Genomic DNA, 14731 nt, shown 5'->3' with positions numbered 1-14731 from the left:
GCGCTGGACCGGCAGTTCAGCGCGAATGGATTTCGACGGCAGTGCGGACCGCGCTTTCCAGTGCGCCTTCGATCCAGGCGGGTTTGAGGCTGGTGTGGTCACCGGCGAAATGGACACGGCCTTCGACGGTTCGGGTGGCGGCGTGGTGTTCGTGGAGTTGGCCGGGGGTGGGTATGAGGGCTTCGCCGAGGGCGTATCGGGCGCGTTGCCAGCTTTGGGACAGACCGACGCCGGTGAATTCGGTGTCGACGACCGGGCCGAACAGATCGCGCATGCCGGCCAGGCCGAAGTGGATGCGTTCGCTGTCGGTGAGTGAGTCCCAGCGCATGGCGTCGTCGGACCAGGTGTAGCTGGCCAGCACCACGCCGCCGTCGGATCCCTCGACGTGGGAGGGGAAGTAGATGAAACGGTTGGGGCTGTCGGTGACGCAGCCTCCGCCGCGGAATCCGTTGGGGCCCTGTTCCCAGAAGCGGGTTTTGAATTCGAGCAGGACCTTGGTGGCGGCGTCGTGGTGGAGTTCGACGATGGCGCGGCGTTTGGCGTAGGACAAGGGCGGGTCGAAGGTGCAGAAGCGCGCGGAAGTGAGCGGGATGGCGACGATCGCGTAGTCGGCGTCGAAGGATTCGATCGGGTCCGTCGGTGCGCCGTCGGTGTGTTCGGAGCCGGATTCGGCGGTCGTCCACACCCGCACACCGTGTTCGGTCTGCTCCAGCCGTGTCATTCGTTTGCCTTGCCGCACAACGGGTCCTAGTTTCGCCGTGAGTGCGTCGGTGAGGGTGGCGGTGCCGCCTTCGAGTTCCCAATAGGTGGCGTCGGGGCGGATCAGGCCGTGGTCGACCAGCGCGCCGATGACACCGTAATGCAGGCGGGAAGTGAGATTCTCGAGCGTGCCGACGGCTTCGATCTGCGGCAGCGTCCAGCCTTCGGCCATCAGGTAACGGTGCAGGGAGAAGTCCTCGTAGGTGTTGAAAATGTCTGTCCAGCCATCGATTCGGCGGTCGATGGGTTGATCGGCGCGCACGTCGGCCTTGCTGAGGATGGCATCTAGTGCCGAACGTGCCGGCGAGGCGAACTCTGCCCCGAAGCCGCTGTGCACACCTGCGGGGTCGGCGGCGTACTCGGTGCGGCGGACGCTGCGCCCGTTGACACGGATCAGTGTCGCACCGCGCGCCGCGGGCGAAACCGGTTCGCGGACATCACCGTTGGACCAGTCTTCACCGGTGAAGGAACGGTGGAGCACAGGCACCGGTGCCGCCGACGCCGCGTCCGGCGCTACATCGACATTGTGGAATTGCCGCCGTCGAACGCCGAGCTTATCGGCCAGCGCCAGCACCATGGGGTGGGCGCTGGGCAGCCGCATAGCGCCCGCTTCGGCGTAGAGCGCCGGGTCGGAGAAGACCCCGCGGAAAGTCTTGACCCGGCCACCGGTACGACTGGCATTGGCTTCGAGCACGGTGACCTCGTGCCCGGCCTCGTGCAGCAGATTCGCCGCGGTCAGCCCCGCCGGACCTGCCCCGACTACCAGAATTCGCTTGGGTGAGCGGGTTTTCGGCAATCCGGTATCGATGAGGGTCTTCAGGTGCGCGAGCTTGAGGTCGTTGCCCTGTTCATCGACCTGCAGCATCTCGAGCGCCAACGCGCGACTACGGTCGCGGTCGCGCTGAGTCTCGGCAGCCGGCGCCGGTTTCGCGCATCCACTGGTGAGCGCACCAGTCGCCAGCGCCCCCGCCACCACCGCCCGCGACAGCAGCGCCCGCCGACCGATCACAAACCCCGCCATGCCCGACCTTCCCTCGTGGGATACCGACCTGACCGTACGAATGTGAGACGGCGTCACCCTAGCAACACCAAGCCCGGTAGAGCCGGAGGCTCTCTCATCCGCCGGACATGGTGTGCGGGGGCCGCCACGGCCGAACGAGAGTCACTGTCGCGAGGCTTCTGCCAGAGGATTCCCGGCATGCGCCGGACAGCTCCTTCGCTTGCCGGACTCACAACTGCCGACGCTGCGGAATGGGTGGATCGGCCCGTGCCATTTTTCGGCCGGGGTGTCCTTCGGAGGACTGCCTCAAAGGCACTTGCACACCCGACAGGTCGAGTGCTACACATTATCTATGTCAGACAACATAGATAATCTGACGTATCTTCAACAGAGAATGGAGTGAGCAGGAGGTGGCGACCATGCTGATGCGTACCGATCCGTTCCGTGACCTGGATCGCCTGACCCAGCAGGTTTTCGGCACCCCGGCGCGACCGGCCGCCATGCCGATGGACGCCTGGCGCGAGGGTGACGAGTTCTTCGTCGAGCTCGATCTGCCCGGGATCGACCCGGATTCCCTCGACCTCGATGTGGAACGCCATGTGGTGACGGTGAAAGCCGCACGCCCGCAACTGGATCAGAACCGTTCGATGATCGCGGCCGAACGCACCCGCGGGGTGTTCTCCCGTCAGCTGTTCCTGGGCGAGAACCTCGACACCGACGCCATTCGCGCCGACTACCGCGACGGCGTGCTGCGGCTGGTGGTGCCGGTCGCGGACCAGGCCAAGCCGCGCAAGATCGAGATCAACCGCGCCGAGACCGCGGAACGGCAGGCCATCAACGCCTGATCCGTGGTCCCGGGCCATCAAGGGAGGTCCGGTGATGAGGTGCATGACTAATGCAGCGCCGGTCGAGGAACCGGGCGCGCGGTCATGGTGGCTCGAACCGGGACTGGCCGAGCTGGACCCCGACCTCGAGGAGTTGTTCGCCGAGGTCGACGCCATCCTCCGGCAGGCCGTCCGGCGGTTGCCACCGCGATGGCGTGAGTTCCGGTCCCCGCCCGTGCGCAGTGCGGCCACCCGGTACCGGGTGCGGCCCGCTCGGTGGCGGCGCGGTCCGGTCCGCGCCTTTGAGCGCGGACCACCCCGCAGGCCGGATCAAGCTCGTACACAGGGAAACTCGGCTTCGCGAAGATGAGGTGATGCCTTTCAGGCCTTCCATAATCGGCGATTCCCGGCTCGGGCATGGCCCGGGAGCGGCGGTCACCTCATACTTCTCCGAACCTCGTCCACACACGGGTGAGCCCGTTCAGCGTCGTGCTTGCGGGCTCACCCGGCCCTTCCAGATCCTGCGAGACCACGACACCGATGATGACGACTTCTACTGCCTCGCTTCCTGATCCCGTACACCCCCACACCGAACTCACCACGCTGCCCCACTGGCACCGCGCGCGGGTGGACTGGTTCGACGCCGCGAAAGGCTTCGGATTTCTCACCCCCATCGACGGCGGGCCCGTGATCTTCGTCGACCGCACCGCGATCGAAGTACCCGGCTTCAAATCCCTCAGCGCCGGTCAACCAGTCATCTACCAGGCCGTCGACACCGATCACGGGCCCGAAGCCACCCGCGTCATCCCCTCCCCAATCGCCGATACCGACCGCCACCCGCGCCGCGCGCAGCGCCCACGGCGACGCAACCGCTGCCAATCGCGCGCCGCCCGACCGACCCGCCCGGTTCGCGCCGGACACCCGGCATTCAACAATCGAGGGTCTCGTTCCGGCTCACCGGGGTGCCGGCGCGACCGCCGAAGGCCATTGGGCGGCACCGAGTTCGCGGGATATGGTGCGGGCGGTCGTGCGCACCATATCCACCACCGCCTCCGAAGCCGGCCAGTCCAGGGTGGGCAGGACCACCGCAACCGCACCGGCGATGCCCGTGCGATCGAAAACCGCACCCGCGACAGCGGATTCGCCCAATACGGCTTCATCACACTCGTATGCGATGCCCGATTCCCTGGCGACGGCGAGTTGTTCGCCGAGGGCCGCATGCGAAGTGAGCGTCGCCCCGGTCATGCTGCGCAACTCGAGGGCGTCGGGCAGACCACCGAACGCCAGCATCACTTTGCCGAGAGCGCTTGCGTGCGCGGGGATTTCGGCACCTATCTCAGGCATCTGACGGCTGCCGTCCGGGCGCGGCTCGTGATGGATGATCACGACTTCCTCGCCGAGCAGCACACCGACACGCACCGCCAGACCGGACTGCCGGGCCAGTTCGTGCGCCCACGCCAGTGCGCGGGCACGCAGGTCGAGCGAGTCGAGATAGACATTGCCGAAGCGCAGTACCGCAGGTCCTAGGCGGTACCGGCCACCATCACCCTCCTGAACGACTACCCCGTGCGCGGCGAGGGTGCGCACGATGCCGTGCACGGTGGTCGGTGCCAGTTCGAGCTCGCCGGCCAGTTCCGACAGCGTCATGCGGCGAGCGCCCTGCAGCGCGAACAGGATACGAACCGCCCGATCGACCGACTGGATCACGCCGAGACCTTCCTCGATAGCCGCAGCGGGGTCTTGTGACCCACGCAACTTCGTCGTAGTCTACGCATCACATTCGACATTATCGAATGGGCTTCGAAATTCTCTCGGGAGTTCCCCATGAACGGTCTGCGGACGCCACAAAAACTGGCGGCTGAGGTGCTCGGCACTGCGTTCCTCGTCTTCATCGGTGTCGGGTCGGTGCCCGCCACGCTCATCGTCAACGGCAGCGCGCCGTTCACCATGGCCGATCTGGGCATGATCTCGCTGGCGTTCGCCACGGTCGTCGTCGCGACCGTGTACGCCTTCGGGCATGTGTCAGGGAACCACATCAATCCGGCTGTCACGCTGGCCCTGGCGGTCACCCGCCAGTTCCCGTGGCGAGAAGTGCCCGCCTATCTCGCCGCGCAACTGACTGGAGCGGTGCTCGGCGCGTTCGCGATCGTCGGCGTGCTGGGCAAGCGGGCCTCCGATGTCGGGCTGGGCGTGGCCGCCTACGGCCAGGGCGTGGGCTCCGGGCAGGCGTTCATCGCCGAATTCGTCGGCACCTTCATCCTGGTGCTCACCGTGCTGCTAGCCGTACACCGGTCCGCGCCTGCGGGATTCGCGGGCGTGGCCATCGGCCTGGTCGTGTGCGCCGCGATCATTCCGGTCGCTCCGGCCACCGGCGCCTCGATCAACCCCGCCCGGACACTGGGCCCCATGATCGTCCAGCAGGTCCTCGGCGGACACGTTTCCTGGACGCAAACCCCCGTCTATCTCGCTGCCGAACTGCTCGCCGGTGTCGCCGCCGCAGCGGTAGCGCGACTGCTGCTCCCCGCCGAAACCGAAGCAGCCCACCATGATCCGGTCGATGCGACCGCGTGAGCAAGGAACCCTGATGAAGAAATTGATCAACGATCCAGCCTCCGTCGTCACCGACGCTCTTGCGGGCATGGCCGGCGCGCACCCCGAATTGCGGGTGGATCTGGAGCACCGCCTGATCCTGCGCGGCGACCCGCCCCGCCCCGGCAAAGTGGGACTGGTCTCCGGCGGCGGCTCCGGGCACGAGCCTTTGCACGGCGGGTTCGTCGGCCTCGGCATGCTCGACGCCGCTTGTGCCGGTGAGGTTTTCACCTCCCCGGTCCCGGACCAGATTCTGGCCGCGACCACCGCCGTCGAAGCCGGCGCGGGGGTGCTGCACATCGTGAAGAACTACACCGGCGACGTCATGAACTTCGAGATGGCCGCCGAACTGGCGGCGGTCGAGACCGGGGCCGAGGTGCTCGCGGTGATCATCGACGACGATGTGGCGGTGCAGGACAGCACCTTCACCGCGGGCCGGCGCGGAGTCGGCGCCACACTGATCCTCGAGAAATTGGCCGGAGCGGCCGCCGAACAGGGCCGCACGCTGGCGGCGGTCGGTGAGGTGGCCCGCGCGGTCAACGCGAACTCGCGCAGCATGGGCATGGCATTGACTTCGTGCACCGTACCGGCGGTGGGCAAACCGACCTTCGAACTCGGTACGGCCGAGATGGAGATCGGTATCGGAATCCACGGCGAACCTGGCCGAGCACGCGTTCCGCTCGCTTCGGCACGCGAAATCGCCGAGATGCTCGTCGAGCCGATCCTCGCCGATCTCCCGTTCACCAAGGGAGACAACGTCATCTGCTTCGTCAACGGGATGGGCGGCACACCGCTGCTGGAACTGTATGTCACCTACAACGAGGTCGCCCGGATCCTGCGCGGACACGGCGTACAGATCGCGCGCAGCTTGGTAGGACCCTATGTCACCTCGCTGGACATGGCGGGTTGCTCGGTGACCCTGACCAAGACCGACGACGAACTATTGCGGCTGTGGGACGCGCCCGTGCGCACGCCCGCACTGCGCTGGGGGATGTGATCGTGCTCGATTCCCTGTCGTGGCTCCGCGAATTCGCCGCACTCGTGGAGGCCAACGCCGACGAACTCACCGAACTCGATGCCGCCATCGGCGACGCCGACCACGGCAGCAATATGCGCCGTGGCACTGCCGCGGTGCTGGACGCGCTCAGCCAATCCCCACCGGCCACTGCCGCGGAGACCACCAGACAGACGGCGATGGTGCTGATCCGCAGTGTCGGGGGCGCCAGCGGACCGCTGTACGGCACGTTCTTCCTGCGCTTCTCGGCCGCGATCGAGGAAACCGGGCTCGGCACAGCCGGTTTCGCGAAAGCGTTCCGCGCCGGACTCGACGGCGTCGTCACGCGCGGCAAAGCCGAAGCCGGAGACAAGACCATGTACGACGCCCTGGCGCCGGCCGCCGCGACTCTCGACGAATGCGCTGCCGCCGGTACCGCATTGGCCGAGGCGCTCGATCGTGCGATCGCCGCCGCGCAGGCCGGATCCGATGCCACGGTCGAGATGGTCGCGCGTAAAGGCCGCGCGTCCTATCTGGGTCCGCGCAGCATCGGTCACCGAGATCCCGGGGCCGCCAGCGCGGTGCTGTTGGTGCGGGCCGCGCGGGAGGCGCTGCGATGATCGGCATCGTCGTGATCTCACACAGCCGGGCCCTCGCGCGCGCCGCCGTGGCCCTGGCTTCGGAAATGTTGCACGGCCAGCCCGTTCCCATCGAAATCGCGGCCGGGCTCGATGAGCGGACTTTCGGCACGGACGCCAGCGCCGTCGCGGAGGCGATCACCGCGGCCGATCACGGCGACGGTGTGCTGGTGCTGATGGATCTCGGCAGTGCCGTGCTGTCGGCGGAATTGGCGATCGACCTGCTCGACGGTGCGCATCGCACCCGGTTGTGCGCGGCGCCACTGCTCGAGGGCCTGATCGCCGCGACGGTCGCCGCGGCCGGAGGTGCCGATCTCGACACCGCTGCTGCGGAAGCTGAGAACGCGCTGGCCGGAAAACGCACCCAGCTCGGCGAACCCGCGGTCCTCCCGATCGAAAGCTCACACGGGGAAGATGACCGGCCGAGCAACCAGCCTGATGCCGTCGCCGCCTTCGTAATTCACAACGCGCACGGCCTGCACGCCCGACCCGCGGCACGGCTCGTCGCCGAAATGCGCGGGCACGACGCCCGGGTATGGTTGCGCAATCTGACCACCGGCAGCGGCCCGGCTTCGGGCAGGAGTCTGAGCCGCATCGCGGCGCTCGGTGCGCTGTGCGGTCACGAAATCGAGGTCACCGCAAGCGGTTCCGCCGCGGTAGAGGTGGTCGAACGGATTCGCGCCCTCGCCGCACGCAACTTCGACGAAACTCCAGCCACGCCGGACACTCCCGGCGAACCCGCCATCGAGCACGACAGCGGTCCCCGCGCCGCCTCACCCGGCATCGCGGTCGGCCCATTGCGCCGAGCCGACCAATTGGAATTCGCTCTGCCCGATGCCCCCGAAGGCACACCGGCCGAGGAGCTGCAACGCCTCGACACCGCACTCGATGCCGCACAGGCCGCCATCGACCGGGTGCGGGCGAGCGCGGGCACCGAAGCAGGGATCTTCCACGCACATCTGATGCTGCTCGAGGATGAAGAGCTGCTGGCCGATGCGCGCCGACGCATTACCAGTGGCGCCGCGGCCGCGACGGCATGGGCGGCGGTCATGGATTCCGCCGCAGCCGAGTTCGACGGGCTCGCCGACGAATACCAAAGAGCGCGCGCGGCCGACCTGCGCGCCGTCCGCGACCAGGTGCTCGCCGCGGCGCTCGGCGTCAGTCTCGACCTCGCACAGGTAACCGGCGTCCTGGTCGCCGCCGACCTGACTCCGGCCCAGGCCGCTGCGCTGGACCCACACCTTGTCTGCGGAGTCGTTCTCGCACAAGGCAGTTCGACCTCCCACAGCATGATCCTGACCCGATCGCGAGGCATCCCAGCCGTGGTCGGTGCCGGCCCGCGAATCCTCGCCGCGCCCGAGGGCACGATGGTGGCACTCGACGGCGCGACCGGCCGCCTCGTCGTGGACCCGGACACCGCGACCCGAGCCGAATTCGACCGCTCAGCCAAGCAACTGGCACGGCAGCGCGCAGCCGCCGCGGCCGCCGCCACCCAGCCCGCCCGGACCACGGACGGCCGACTCGTCCACCTGGCCGCCAACATCGGCGATATCGCCGACGCCACGACCGCCGTGCGCCACGGCGCGGACCTGGCGGGACTGGTGCGAACCGAATTCCTCTTCCTGGGACGCGATCACGCACCATCCGTCGAAGAACAGGAACAGACCTATCGCGCGATCGCCGAAGCCTTCGAAGGCCGCCGCATCGTGCTGCGCACCCTCGATGTCGGTGGCGACAAACCCCTCCCCTACATCGCGCAATCACCGGAGATCAATCCGTTCCTGGGCGTCCGCGGCATCCGCCTCGCCCTCGCCCGCCCACACCTGCTGCGCGACCAGTTGACGGCCATCTGCCGGGTCGCCGCCGATCATCCGGTCAGCGTCATGTTCCCGATGATCACCCAACTCGACGAATTGCAGGCCGCCCGACGCACGCTCGACGACGTCGCCCCGCCCGGCGTCACACCCGAAGTCGGCATCATGGTCGAGGTTCCGGCCGCCGCCGCCAAAACCGCCGCCTTCGCACCCCACGTCGACTTCTTCAGCATCGGCACCAACGACCTGACCCAATACACACTGGCCGCCGAACGCGGAAACGACGCGGTCGCACCCCTGGCCGACGCCTTGGACCCAGGCGTCCTGCGCCTCATCGACATGGTTTGCCGCGAGGCGGGCGATAAACGCGTCGCGGTATGCGGCGAGGCAGCCGCCGACCCTGCGACCATCCCGCTGCTGCTCGGACTCGGTGTCGACGAGCTCAGCGTCGCGCCCCCGGCGATTCCGTTGGTGAAAGCCACTGTGCGCGAATATGACTCGGCAATGTGCGCACGCACTGCGGCCCAGGCACTGCGGTGCGCATCAGCCGAGGAGGTGCGGGCGCTGGTCCAGCGTCACCATATGCTGCAGGCCGCGCGATGAGCATACGGGCGGCTACGCGCTGATCCACGTGACTACCAGCCCCGCTGGCCTTGCGCACTGAGGCCGGAATCTCCCTGCCGCCGAAGTGGTTCCGGCCTCGAGTCGGCCATGGCGGGTGAGCACCGGGACCAAAGGCGTCGGCCTGTCGCTGGATCAACTCGACTCCGCTGATACCGAGCCAGACGAGTGAAGCCGGATCCCACGTCATCACGGTCCTCGTGCACCGGACGGTTCACGAGTTGCGAGTGACTAGTCCGGAGGTTCCTGCGCGCCGTCCTCGGTGCCGAGATCCTCGGCCACCTCCCGGCTCGCCATCCCACCGTCGTCCCCCTGGTCCGATGGGCCTGGCCGGCCGCCCTTCGGCCGGTCGGGATCCTTCTCGCGGTTCTCTTCCGGTCCATCCATGGCGGTTTCCTTCCGTGCGATTGGCGAATCAACGACCGACTACCTCTGCACGGCGCGAGCAAACCTGCAGCACGTGAGGGAGCGGGCCCTGCGGCTGCGGTTTCGTTGCCGGGCCCGCGGGAATGGCGGACCTGACGGTTGATTTCCATGTCTTGCCGCGGTGGAGGAGTTGCGATGTCCAGTGATGCGATCGTGCTGTTGCGTGAGGACCACAAGCAGATCCGGAAATTGTTCCGGGAATTCGAGAAAGCGGGACCCGGGCGCACACGCCGAGCAGGGTCGGCTTGTTGACAAGATCATCGAGCTACTGACCGTGCACACCTATCTGGAAAACGAGTGTATGTATCCGGCGGTGCGCGAGCTACTGCCCGAACTCGAGGACGACATCCTCGAATCCTATGAGGAACACCATGTCGCCGATGTGCTGGTCATGGAATTGGCGGCGCTGAAGCCGGCGGACGAGCGCTTCACCGCGAAGACCACCGTCCTGATCGAGAACGTCGATCACCACATCGACGAGGAGGAAGGGGAATGGTTCCCCAAAGTCCGAGAGAAGCTGGGGCGCAAGCAGCTTCAAGAAATCGGTGAGCGGATGATCGAGCTGCGAGAGAAGGCGCCACGGTCGCCGGCACAGCCGTCGGCGGTGAAGAAAGCGGTCGATGCGATGCGGGCCTGACCGGATCGGATGAGCGTCTCCGGTCCTGACAGACGCTGACCCGCCGACGGCCGAACCTCGGAACTACCGGGGAAAGTCAGTCGGCGAGTTGGGCGAAGTGGCGGAGATCATCGCCGTGGTCCGGCGACCGTGACCTCGGCAAGAAGGCCGGAGGGGTAGTCGCTGATCATCGTCTTGAAGTAGCCCTCGGGGGGTTCGACCAGGTAGTCGAGCAGGTTGTCGAGGAAGTGACGCAGCGCCGGGTACTTCTCGTTGTGCGCGTCCAGGTCCTCCTGCGAGCGCCAGACCTCGTAGAGGAACAGCCGCCCGTCCGCATGCTCGTGCAGGTGGTACTCGAGGTTGCCCGCTTCTTCGCGTGTCGGCTCCACCAAGGAGGTCAGCAGGGCGCGTACTTCAGCGGCGCGGTCGGGCTTGGGACGGAGAAACCCGTACAAGGAGATCACTGACATGCCCGAACCAACCTGCCTGCCCGTCGATTTCATTCCGGCCGGACCCGTGGCGCGCCGCATGCCGATCCAGCGGATCTCCCCTGCTTCCGGGGCCGTTCTCCAGAGGGTGACGAGCGCGACAGGCCGTTATATTGTGCGCAATATAGTTGCTGCCTATATTATTGTGCGTGTCAGATGAGCAGGCCCTGGAGAACCAGCTGTGTTTCGCGCTCTACGCGGCATCGCGGGCGATGACCGCGATGTACCGTCCCGAACTCGACGCACTCGGGATCACCTATCCGCAGTATCTGGTCCTGCTGGCGCTCTGGCAGCGCGATGGCCGCACCGTCGGCGACCTGTGCACGGCACTGGAGCTCGACTCCGGCACGCTTTCGCCGCTGCTCAAACGCCTCGAGTCGGCAGGTTTCGTGCAACGCCGACGATCCGCGACGGACGAGCGGCGCGTCGAGATCACGCTGACCGATCGCGGGCACGAATTGCGTTCGGCCGCATGCCATATCCCGCAGCAGTCGGCGGAGATCACCGGCATGACGATGCACGAACTGGCCGAACTCCGAGAAACCCTGCGCCGTCTGACGACCGCGTTGACATCCCACACCCGATCGAAGGAGATCCACTGATGGATGCGCTCTATACCGCAGAAGCCCTCGCGACCGGAGAAGGCCGTATGGGCCAGGTCCGTACCGACGACGGCAAACTGGACTTCGCGTTGTCGATTCCGAAGGAGATGGGCGGCGACGGCATCGGAACCAATCCCGAGCAGTTGTTCGCCGCGGGCTACGCCGCCTGCTTCCATTCCGCGCTGCGTACCGTCGCCCGCGCGACCAAGACGAACATGGACGATTCGGCGGTGGGCGCGAAGGTGGGCATCGGCTCCAACGGCGCCGGCGGCTTCGGCCTGGCCGTCACCCTCGAGGTGTCGCTGCCGCATTTGCCTCTCGCCGAGGCCCGGGCGCTGGCCGAGAAGGCGCATCAGGTGTGCCCGTACTCCAATGCCACCCGCGGCAATATCGAGGTCGACGTGATCGTGGTCGAGGACTGAGGAGGATGAGCATGCGTGCGGTAGTCATCGAACAGTTCGGCGAACCCGAGAAGGTTCTGACGGCCGGTGAACGACCCGTTCCCGAGCCCGGCCCGGGCGAGGTGCGCATCGCCACCACGCTGGCCCCGATTCACAACCACGACCTGGCCATCATTCGCGGCGTCTACGGATACCGGCCGGAACTGCCCGCCGTCCCCGGCACGGAAGCGGTCGGCCGCATCGATGCCCTCGGACCCGATGTCACCGGCCTGGAAATCGGCCAGCGCGTGACGGTTTCGGGTGTGCACGGTGCGTGGGCGGAGTACTTCCTGGCCAAGGCCGGCGCGGTCGTGCCGGTGCCGGATTCGGTGTCCGACGCCACCGCCAGCCAGTTGCTGGCCATGCCTCTGAGTGCCTTGATGCTGCTCGAGGACCTGAATGTCGAACCCGGACAATGGATTGCGATCAATGCCGCCAACGGTGCGGTCGGCCGATTGGTCAACCTGCTCGCCCGCGCACGCGGCGTGCATGTACTGAACCTGGTCCGCAGCGCCGCCGCCGCGAAGTCCTTGCAGGAGTTGGGTTTCGAACCGGTACTCGACACCGGGACCGAGCAATGGCAGCAGCGCGCGGCCGAACTGACCGGCGGCGAGCCCATCCTTCGGGCCGTCGACCAGGTCGGCGGACCGGCCGCCAACGACCTGCTGTCGCTGCTGGCCGCCCGCGGTGAACTCATCACCTTCGGCGCGCTTTCCGGGCAGCCGCTGGTCCTGAACCCCGGCCCGATCATCTTCAAACAGGCTGTGATCAAGGGCTTCTGGGGTTCCCAGCGCGCCGAGGAGATCGGTGGCGAACAGCGGCGCCGCCTCATCACCGAACTGGTGACGCTGGCCGCCCAGGGCGTTCTGGACCTGTCCGTCGAGGAGACTTACCCGCTAGAGGGCGCCGCAGCGGCAGCCGCTGCCAGCGAACGCCCCGGTCGCAACGCCAAGATCGCTCTCGGCACTGCGATCAACACCAACGCATAGATGGTATCCAGCTCGGCTAGGTGCGCGTAAGCATCTGATGGCGCAGACATCTCTCCGAAGCCACTCTTCCCGCAACCGGTTCTTCAGACCGGGTATGGGGCTTCGGACCGCGGTATCGCGGGCATGGGGCAGTTCTTATCCGGGATGGCCTGGAGCGAATCCACCGACATCCATCGAGATCATCCAGAACGCCAGTACGCCCCCGAGCACAAGAAAAGCAGTAAGCGCTGCAAGTACGAACACCCGACTGAACTTCCAGAATGCGAGGATCGCGCCCGATAGCCCGATCGCCACCGGCAAGATCATCCAACTTGCCCAATACGAGCCGGCGACGTGCTTCGATCCACGCATGTCTTTCAAGGGCACAGCGCTCGGAAGCGGGACATGAAGGAGATCCTGGATCTTCACGGTCAGAGGTATGTAGGCGAGTGCCAGGATGAGGCCTGCGATCAGTCCGAACGCGATCGATTTGGCCGCACCCGCGTCACGCCTCAGCTCGCTCGCGTCGAGACCATCAGCAGAAGGCTTCGCCTTCACTGGACCTCCAATCCGCCCCTGACAGGAGCTGAAGAACTGGGCTCGCTGCATCCTACAAGCAGAGATTCAATAGGCATGCCTGTCACGCCAATCGGCTGGGAAGCGAGTTCGCCGACTGGCGCCGCAGCAGTCTCGGATCGAACGATCGCCGGCAGGATGGGGGGTGTTCAACCTTCGACGCCCCGCCTCAACCGAAGTCGTAGATGCGGCTGCACATCTTGCGGCGACGCCTGACTCATATCTTCGTCGTCGGGCCCTGCGGCGACGCGCCGGCGACAGGTCTCAGCGGATTTGTGGTGGGCGCCATGGGAATCCGAACTGTAGAGACCCATTTGGCGAGCCGCACGATCGAGGTGCTGCCAGAAGCTGAACGGGACTTCACGCCTGTCACCGATATGGACGACGACGTCGAACGCCAGCCCCAGCTCATTGTGTTCCAGATACTCGGCCATTTCCGACAGATCGACATCTGGCCGGCCCACCAGCTCGGTACAAGCAGCAGCGAGATGCTCCCGAGTCCGCCTCCAGCTCTCCCTGAGTTCTGCGCGATCATCAGCCACGAAGCCAGTTTCACCCATGGGTGCGGCGGATCTGATCAGAGCGCGCACTGAAGGTACTGATGGTCGCGCCGGTTCCCTCATTTTGATAGTCGAACTCGTCGCTGATGTACAGGTCGAGAATGAAGCAGGTTGCGCCGCGGGGTATGCCGAGATCCTCGAAGTCGTCGGTGGTGATCTCAACGCGATCGAATTGGCGGAACACGATGCCCCTCACGTCGGTGTCCAGGACATGGTCGGCGCCCAGATTCCGTACCGTCTCGTGTTTGCTCGGCGAAGCGGTCGCGATCACGATCGCGCCGAAGTGCTTGGCCAGGCGCACCGCAGCTTGACCGACCCCACCCGCCCCCGCTTGAATCAGCACGGTCTCACCCGCGGCGAGTCGACCTAGTGGTCGCAACCGATGAGCAAGCACTCGACCTGATCGTCAACTGGGCCACCGCACTTGCCGCGTTCTTGCGCGAGTGCGACCTCGTCGCAGAGGTATTGCGCCGCACTGATGGCAAGGGCGCGGACCTGGTGCTGGAATCGATCGGCGGGCCCGGCCAGCCCACAGTATTCGAACTGGCCGCAGGGCCAGAAGCGCTCACAGCACTCGCGGCGGGCACCACCACCGGCAAGTTGGCGCTACAGCCATAGCACGCTAGGGAACAACAACCTGTCGGTCCGCGGATCCGCCGAAGCATTGCGAGTGCCCAAATACTCTGAGAAACAAGCGAGTTCAACCTATAAACAGCGGACGGACGCCCGCTGGACTGCGGAGAGCGAGACGGTTCATAGCCGTTAGTTTGCTCGGCCGTCGGCAGTTGCCGATATTCGGCCGACCCAAGATCGCCA

The 14731-nt window shown here is 66.4% G+C and carries 16 protein-coding genes and 2 pseudogenes; 11 read left to right on the top strand and 7 right to left on the bottom strand.

Annotated features, from left to right (window positions below; translation table 11 throughout):
* Positions 1-16 precede the first annotated feature (16 nt).
* Entirely contained in the window at positions 17-1780 is a 1764-nt protein-coding gene (locus NY1_RS33440) for an FAD-dependent oxidoreductase (protein ID WP_067721149.1), read from the bottom strand.
* A 398-nt stretch (positions 1781-2178) separates the two neighbouring features.
* Here NY1_RS33440 and NY1_RS33435 point away from each other — a divergent pair, with 398 nt between their 5' ends.
* Together NY1_RS33435 and NY1_RS45570 are read left to right on the top strand one after the other, a co-directional pair.
* Positions 2179-2604, top strand: coding sequence for an Hsp20/alpha crystallin family protein (locus tag NY1_RS33435; protein WP_067721202.1), 426 nt, complete (start codon positions 2179-2181; stop codon positions 2602-2604).
* Positions 2605-3000: 396 nt separating this feature from the next.
* Positions 3001-3378, top strand: a pseudogene (locus tag NY1_RS45570) (cold-shock protein); the annotation flags it as partial.
* A gap of 159 nt (positions 3379-3537) precedes the next feature.
* Here NY1_RS45570 and NY1_RS33430 read toward each other — a convergent pair.
* Positions 3538-4290 carry an IclR family transcriptional regulator gene (locus tag NY1_RS33430; protein WP_067721148.1) on the bottom strand — a complete coding sequence of 251 codons (753 nt, stop codon included), beginning with the start codon at positions 4288-4290 and terminating at the stop codon, positions 3538-3540.
* Positions 4291-4407: 117 nt separating this feature from the next.
* On the opposite strand from NY1_RS33430, the gene NY1_RS33425 reads away from it, so the two are divergent.
* From NY1_RS33425 to ptsP, 4 genes are read left to right on the top strand one after another with little or no spacing between them, the layout of a single operon-like run.
* The gene (locus tag NY1_RS33425; RefSeq protein WP_067721147.1) at positions 4408-5154 is read left to right on the top strand and encodes an MIP/aquaporin family protein; all 747 of its coding nucleotides are present in this window, start codon (positions 4408-4410) and stop codon (positions 5152-5154) included.
* A gap of 13 nt (positions 5155-5167) precedes the next feature.
* Positions 5168-6169, top strand: a complete 1002-nt coding sequence (gene dhaK / locus NY1_RS33420) for a dihydroxyacetone kinase subunit DhaK (protein WP_067721201.1) — start codon at positions 5168-5170, stop codon at positions 6167-6169.
* Positions 6169-6786, top strand: a complete 618-nt coding sequence (gene dhaL / locus NY1_RS33415) for a dihydroxyacetone kinase subunit DhaL (RefSeq protein ID WP_067721200.1) — start codon at positions 6169-6171, stop codon at positions 6784-6786. The genes dhaK and dhaL overlap by 1 nt, the downstream gene beginning before the upstream one ends.
* Positions 6783-9221 (top strand): phosphoenolpyruvate--protein phosphotransferase, encoded by a 2439-nt coding sequence (gene ptsP, locus NY1_RS33410; RefSeq protein WP_067721146.1) that lies wholly within the window; start codon positions 6783-6785, stop codon positions 9219-9221. The genes dhaL and ptsP overlap by 4 nt, the downstream gene beginning before the upstream one ends.
* Before the next feature lie 249 nt (positions 9222-9470).
* On the opposite strand, the gene NY1_RS43865 is transcribed toward ptsP, so the two are convergent.
* The gene (locus NY1_RS43865; protein WP_169815433.1) at positions 9471-9626 is read right to left on the bottom strand and encodes a hypothetical protein; all 156 of its coding nucleotides are present in this window, start codon (positions 9624-9626) and stop codon (positions 9471-9473) included.
* A gap of 174 nt (positions 9627-9800) precedes the next feature.
* Here NY1_RS43865 and NY1_RS33405 point away from each other — a divergent pair.
* Positions 9801-10302: pseudogene (locus tag NY1_RS33405) on the top strand (hemerythrin domain-containing protein).
* A gap of 107 nt (positions 10303-10409) precedes the next feature.
* Here NY1_RS33405 and NY1_RS33400 read toward each other — a convergent pair.
* On the bottom strand, positions 10410-10751 hold the full coding sequence (locus tag NY1_RS33400; RefSeq protein WP_067721145.1) for a putative quinol monooxygenase: 342 nt from the start codon (positions 10749-10751) through the stop codon (positions 10410-10412).
* A gap of 167 nt (positions 10752-10918) precedes the next feature.
* On the opposite strand from NY1_RS33400, the gene NY1_RS33395 reads away from it, so the two are divergent.
* The 3 genes from NY1_RS33395 to NY1_RS33385 are packed head-to-tail and all read left to right on the top strand — an operon-like array spanning position 10919 to position 12800.
* A complete protein-coding gene (locus NY1_RS33395) occupies positions 10919-11371 on the top strand; it encodes a MarR family winged helix-turn-helix transcriptional regulator (RefSeq protein ID WP_067721144.1) in 453 nt (150 codons plus the stop codon).
* Complete coding sequence (locus NY1_RS33390) at positions 11371-11793, top strand: organic hydroperoxide resistance protein (protein ID WP_067721143.1); 423 nt, start codon at positions 11371-11373, stop codon at positions 11791-11793. Before NY1_RS33395 ends, NY1_RS33390 begins: the two co-directional genes overlap by 1 nt.
* Before the next feature lie 11 nt (positions 11794-11804).
* Positions 11805-12800, top strand: a complete 996-nt coding sequence (locus NY1_RS33385; protein WP_067721142.1) for a zinc-binding dehydrogenase — start codon at positions 11805-11807, stop codon at positions 12798-12800.
* 135 nt (positions 12801-12935) lie between these two features.
* Here NY1_RS33385 and NY1_RS33380 read toward each other — a convergent pair whose 3' ends face one another.
* The 3 genes from NY1_RS33380 to NY1_RS44290 form a co-directional block, all read right to left on the bottom strand.
* Positions 12936-13337, bottom strand: coding sequence for a hypothetical protein (locus NY1_RS33380; protein ID WP_067721141.1), 402 nt, complete (start codon positions 13335-13337; stop codon positions 12936-12938).
* A gap of 167 nt (positions 13338-13504) precedes the next feature.
* Positions 13505-13897 carry a hypothetical protein gene (locus tag NY1_RS42320; protein ID WP_174567246.1) on the bottom strand — a complete coding sequence of 131 codons (393 nt, stop codon included), beginning with the start codon at positions 13895-13897 and terminating at the stop codon, positions 13505-13507.
* A 10-nt stretch (positions 13898-13907) separates the two neighbouring features.
* Positions 13908-14258, bottom strand: coding sequence for a zinc-binding dehydrogenase (locus tag NY1_RS44290; protein ID WP_233434598.1), 351 nt, complete (start codon positions 14256-14258; stop codon positions 13908-13910).
* Positions 14259-14284: 26 nt separating this feature from the next.
* Here NY1_RS44290 and NY1_RS43250 point away from each other — a divergent pair, with 26 nt between their 5' ends.
* The gene (locus NY1_RS43250; RefSeq protein ID WP_067721138.1) at positions 14285-14533 is read left to right on the top strand and encodes a hypothetical protein; all 249 of its coding nucleotides are present in this window, start codon (positions 14285-14287) and stop codon (positions 14531-14533) included.
* Positions 14534-14731: the final 198 nt, after the last annotated feature.

The organism is Nocardia yamanashiensis NBRC 100130 (assembly GCF_001613325.1).
GTDB lineage: Bacteria > Actinomycetota > Actinomycetes > Mycobacteriales > Mycobacteriaceae > Nocardia > Nocardia yamanashiensis.
The sequence above is the reverse complement of the archived record's forward strand: the minus strand, read 5'-3'. Positions and strand labels throughout refer to the sequence as shown.

Excerpts from the sequence above, each read along its gene's own strand:
- NY1_RS43865 (WP_169815433.1), bottom strand. The coding sequence starts at position 9,626 with ATGGATGGACCGGAAGAGAACCGCGAGAAGGATCCCGACCGGCCGAAG.
- ptsP (WP_067721146.1), top strand. The coding sequence starts at position 6,783 with ATGATCGGCATCGTCGTGATCTCACACAGCCGGGCCCTCGCGCGCGCC.
- dhaK (WP_067721201.1), top strand. The coding sequence starts at position 5,168 with ATGAAGAAATTGATCAACGATCCAGCCTCCGTCGTCACCGACGCTCTT.
- NY1_RS33440 (WP_067721149.1), bottom strand. The coding sequence starts at position 1,780 with ATGGCGGGGTTTGTGATCGGTCGGCGGGCGCTGCTGTCGCGGGCGGTG.
- NY1_RS33385 (WP_067721142.1), top strand. The coding sequence starts at position 11,805 with ATGCGTGCGGTAGTCATCGAACAGTTCGGCGAACCCGAGAAGGTTCTG.
- NY1_RS33435 (WP_067721202.1), top strand. The coding sequence starts at position 2,179 with ATGCTGATGCGTACCGATCCGTTCCGTGACCTGGATCGCCTGACCCAG.
- NY1_RS33400 (WP_067721145.1), bottom strand. The coding sequence starts at position 10,751 with ATGTCAGTGATCTCCTTGTACGGGTTTCTCCGTCCCAAGCCCGACCGC.
- NY1_RS33425 (WP_067721147.1), top strand. The coding sequence starts at position 4,408 with ATGAACGGTCTGCGGACGCCACAAAAACTGGCGGCTGAGGTGCTCGGC.
- NY1_RS33390 (WP_067721143.1), top strand. The coding sequence starts at position 11,371 with ATGGATGCGCTCTATACCGCAGAAGCCCTCGCGACCGGAGAAGGCCGT.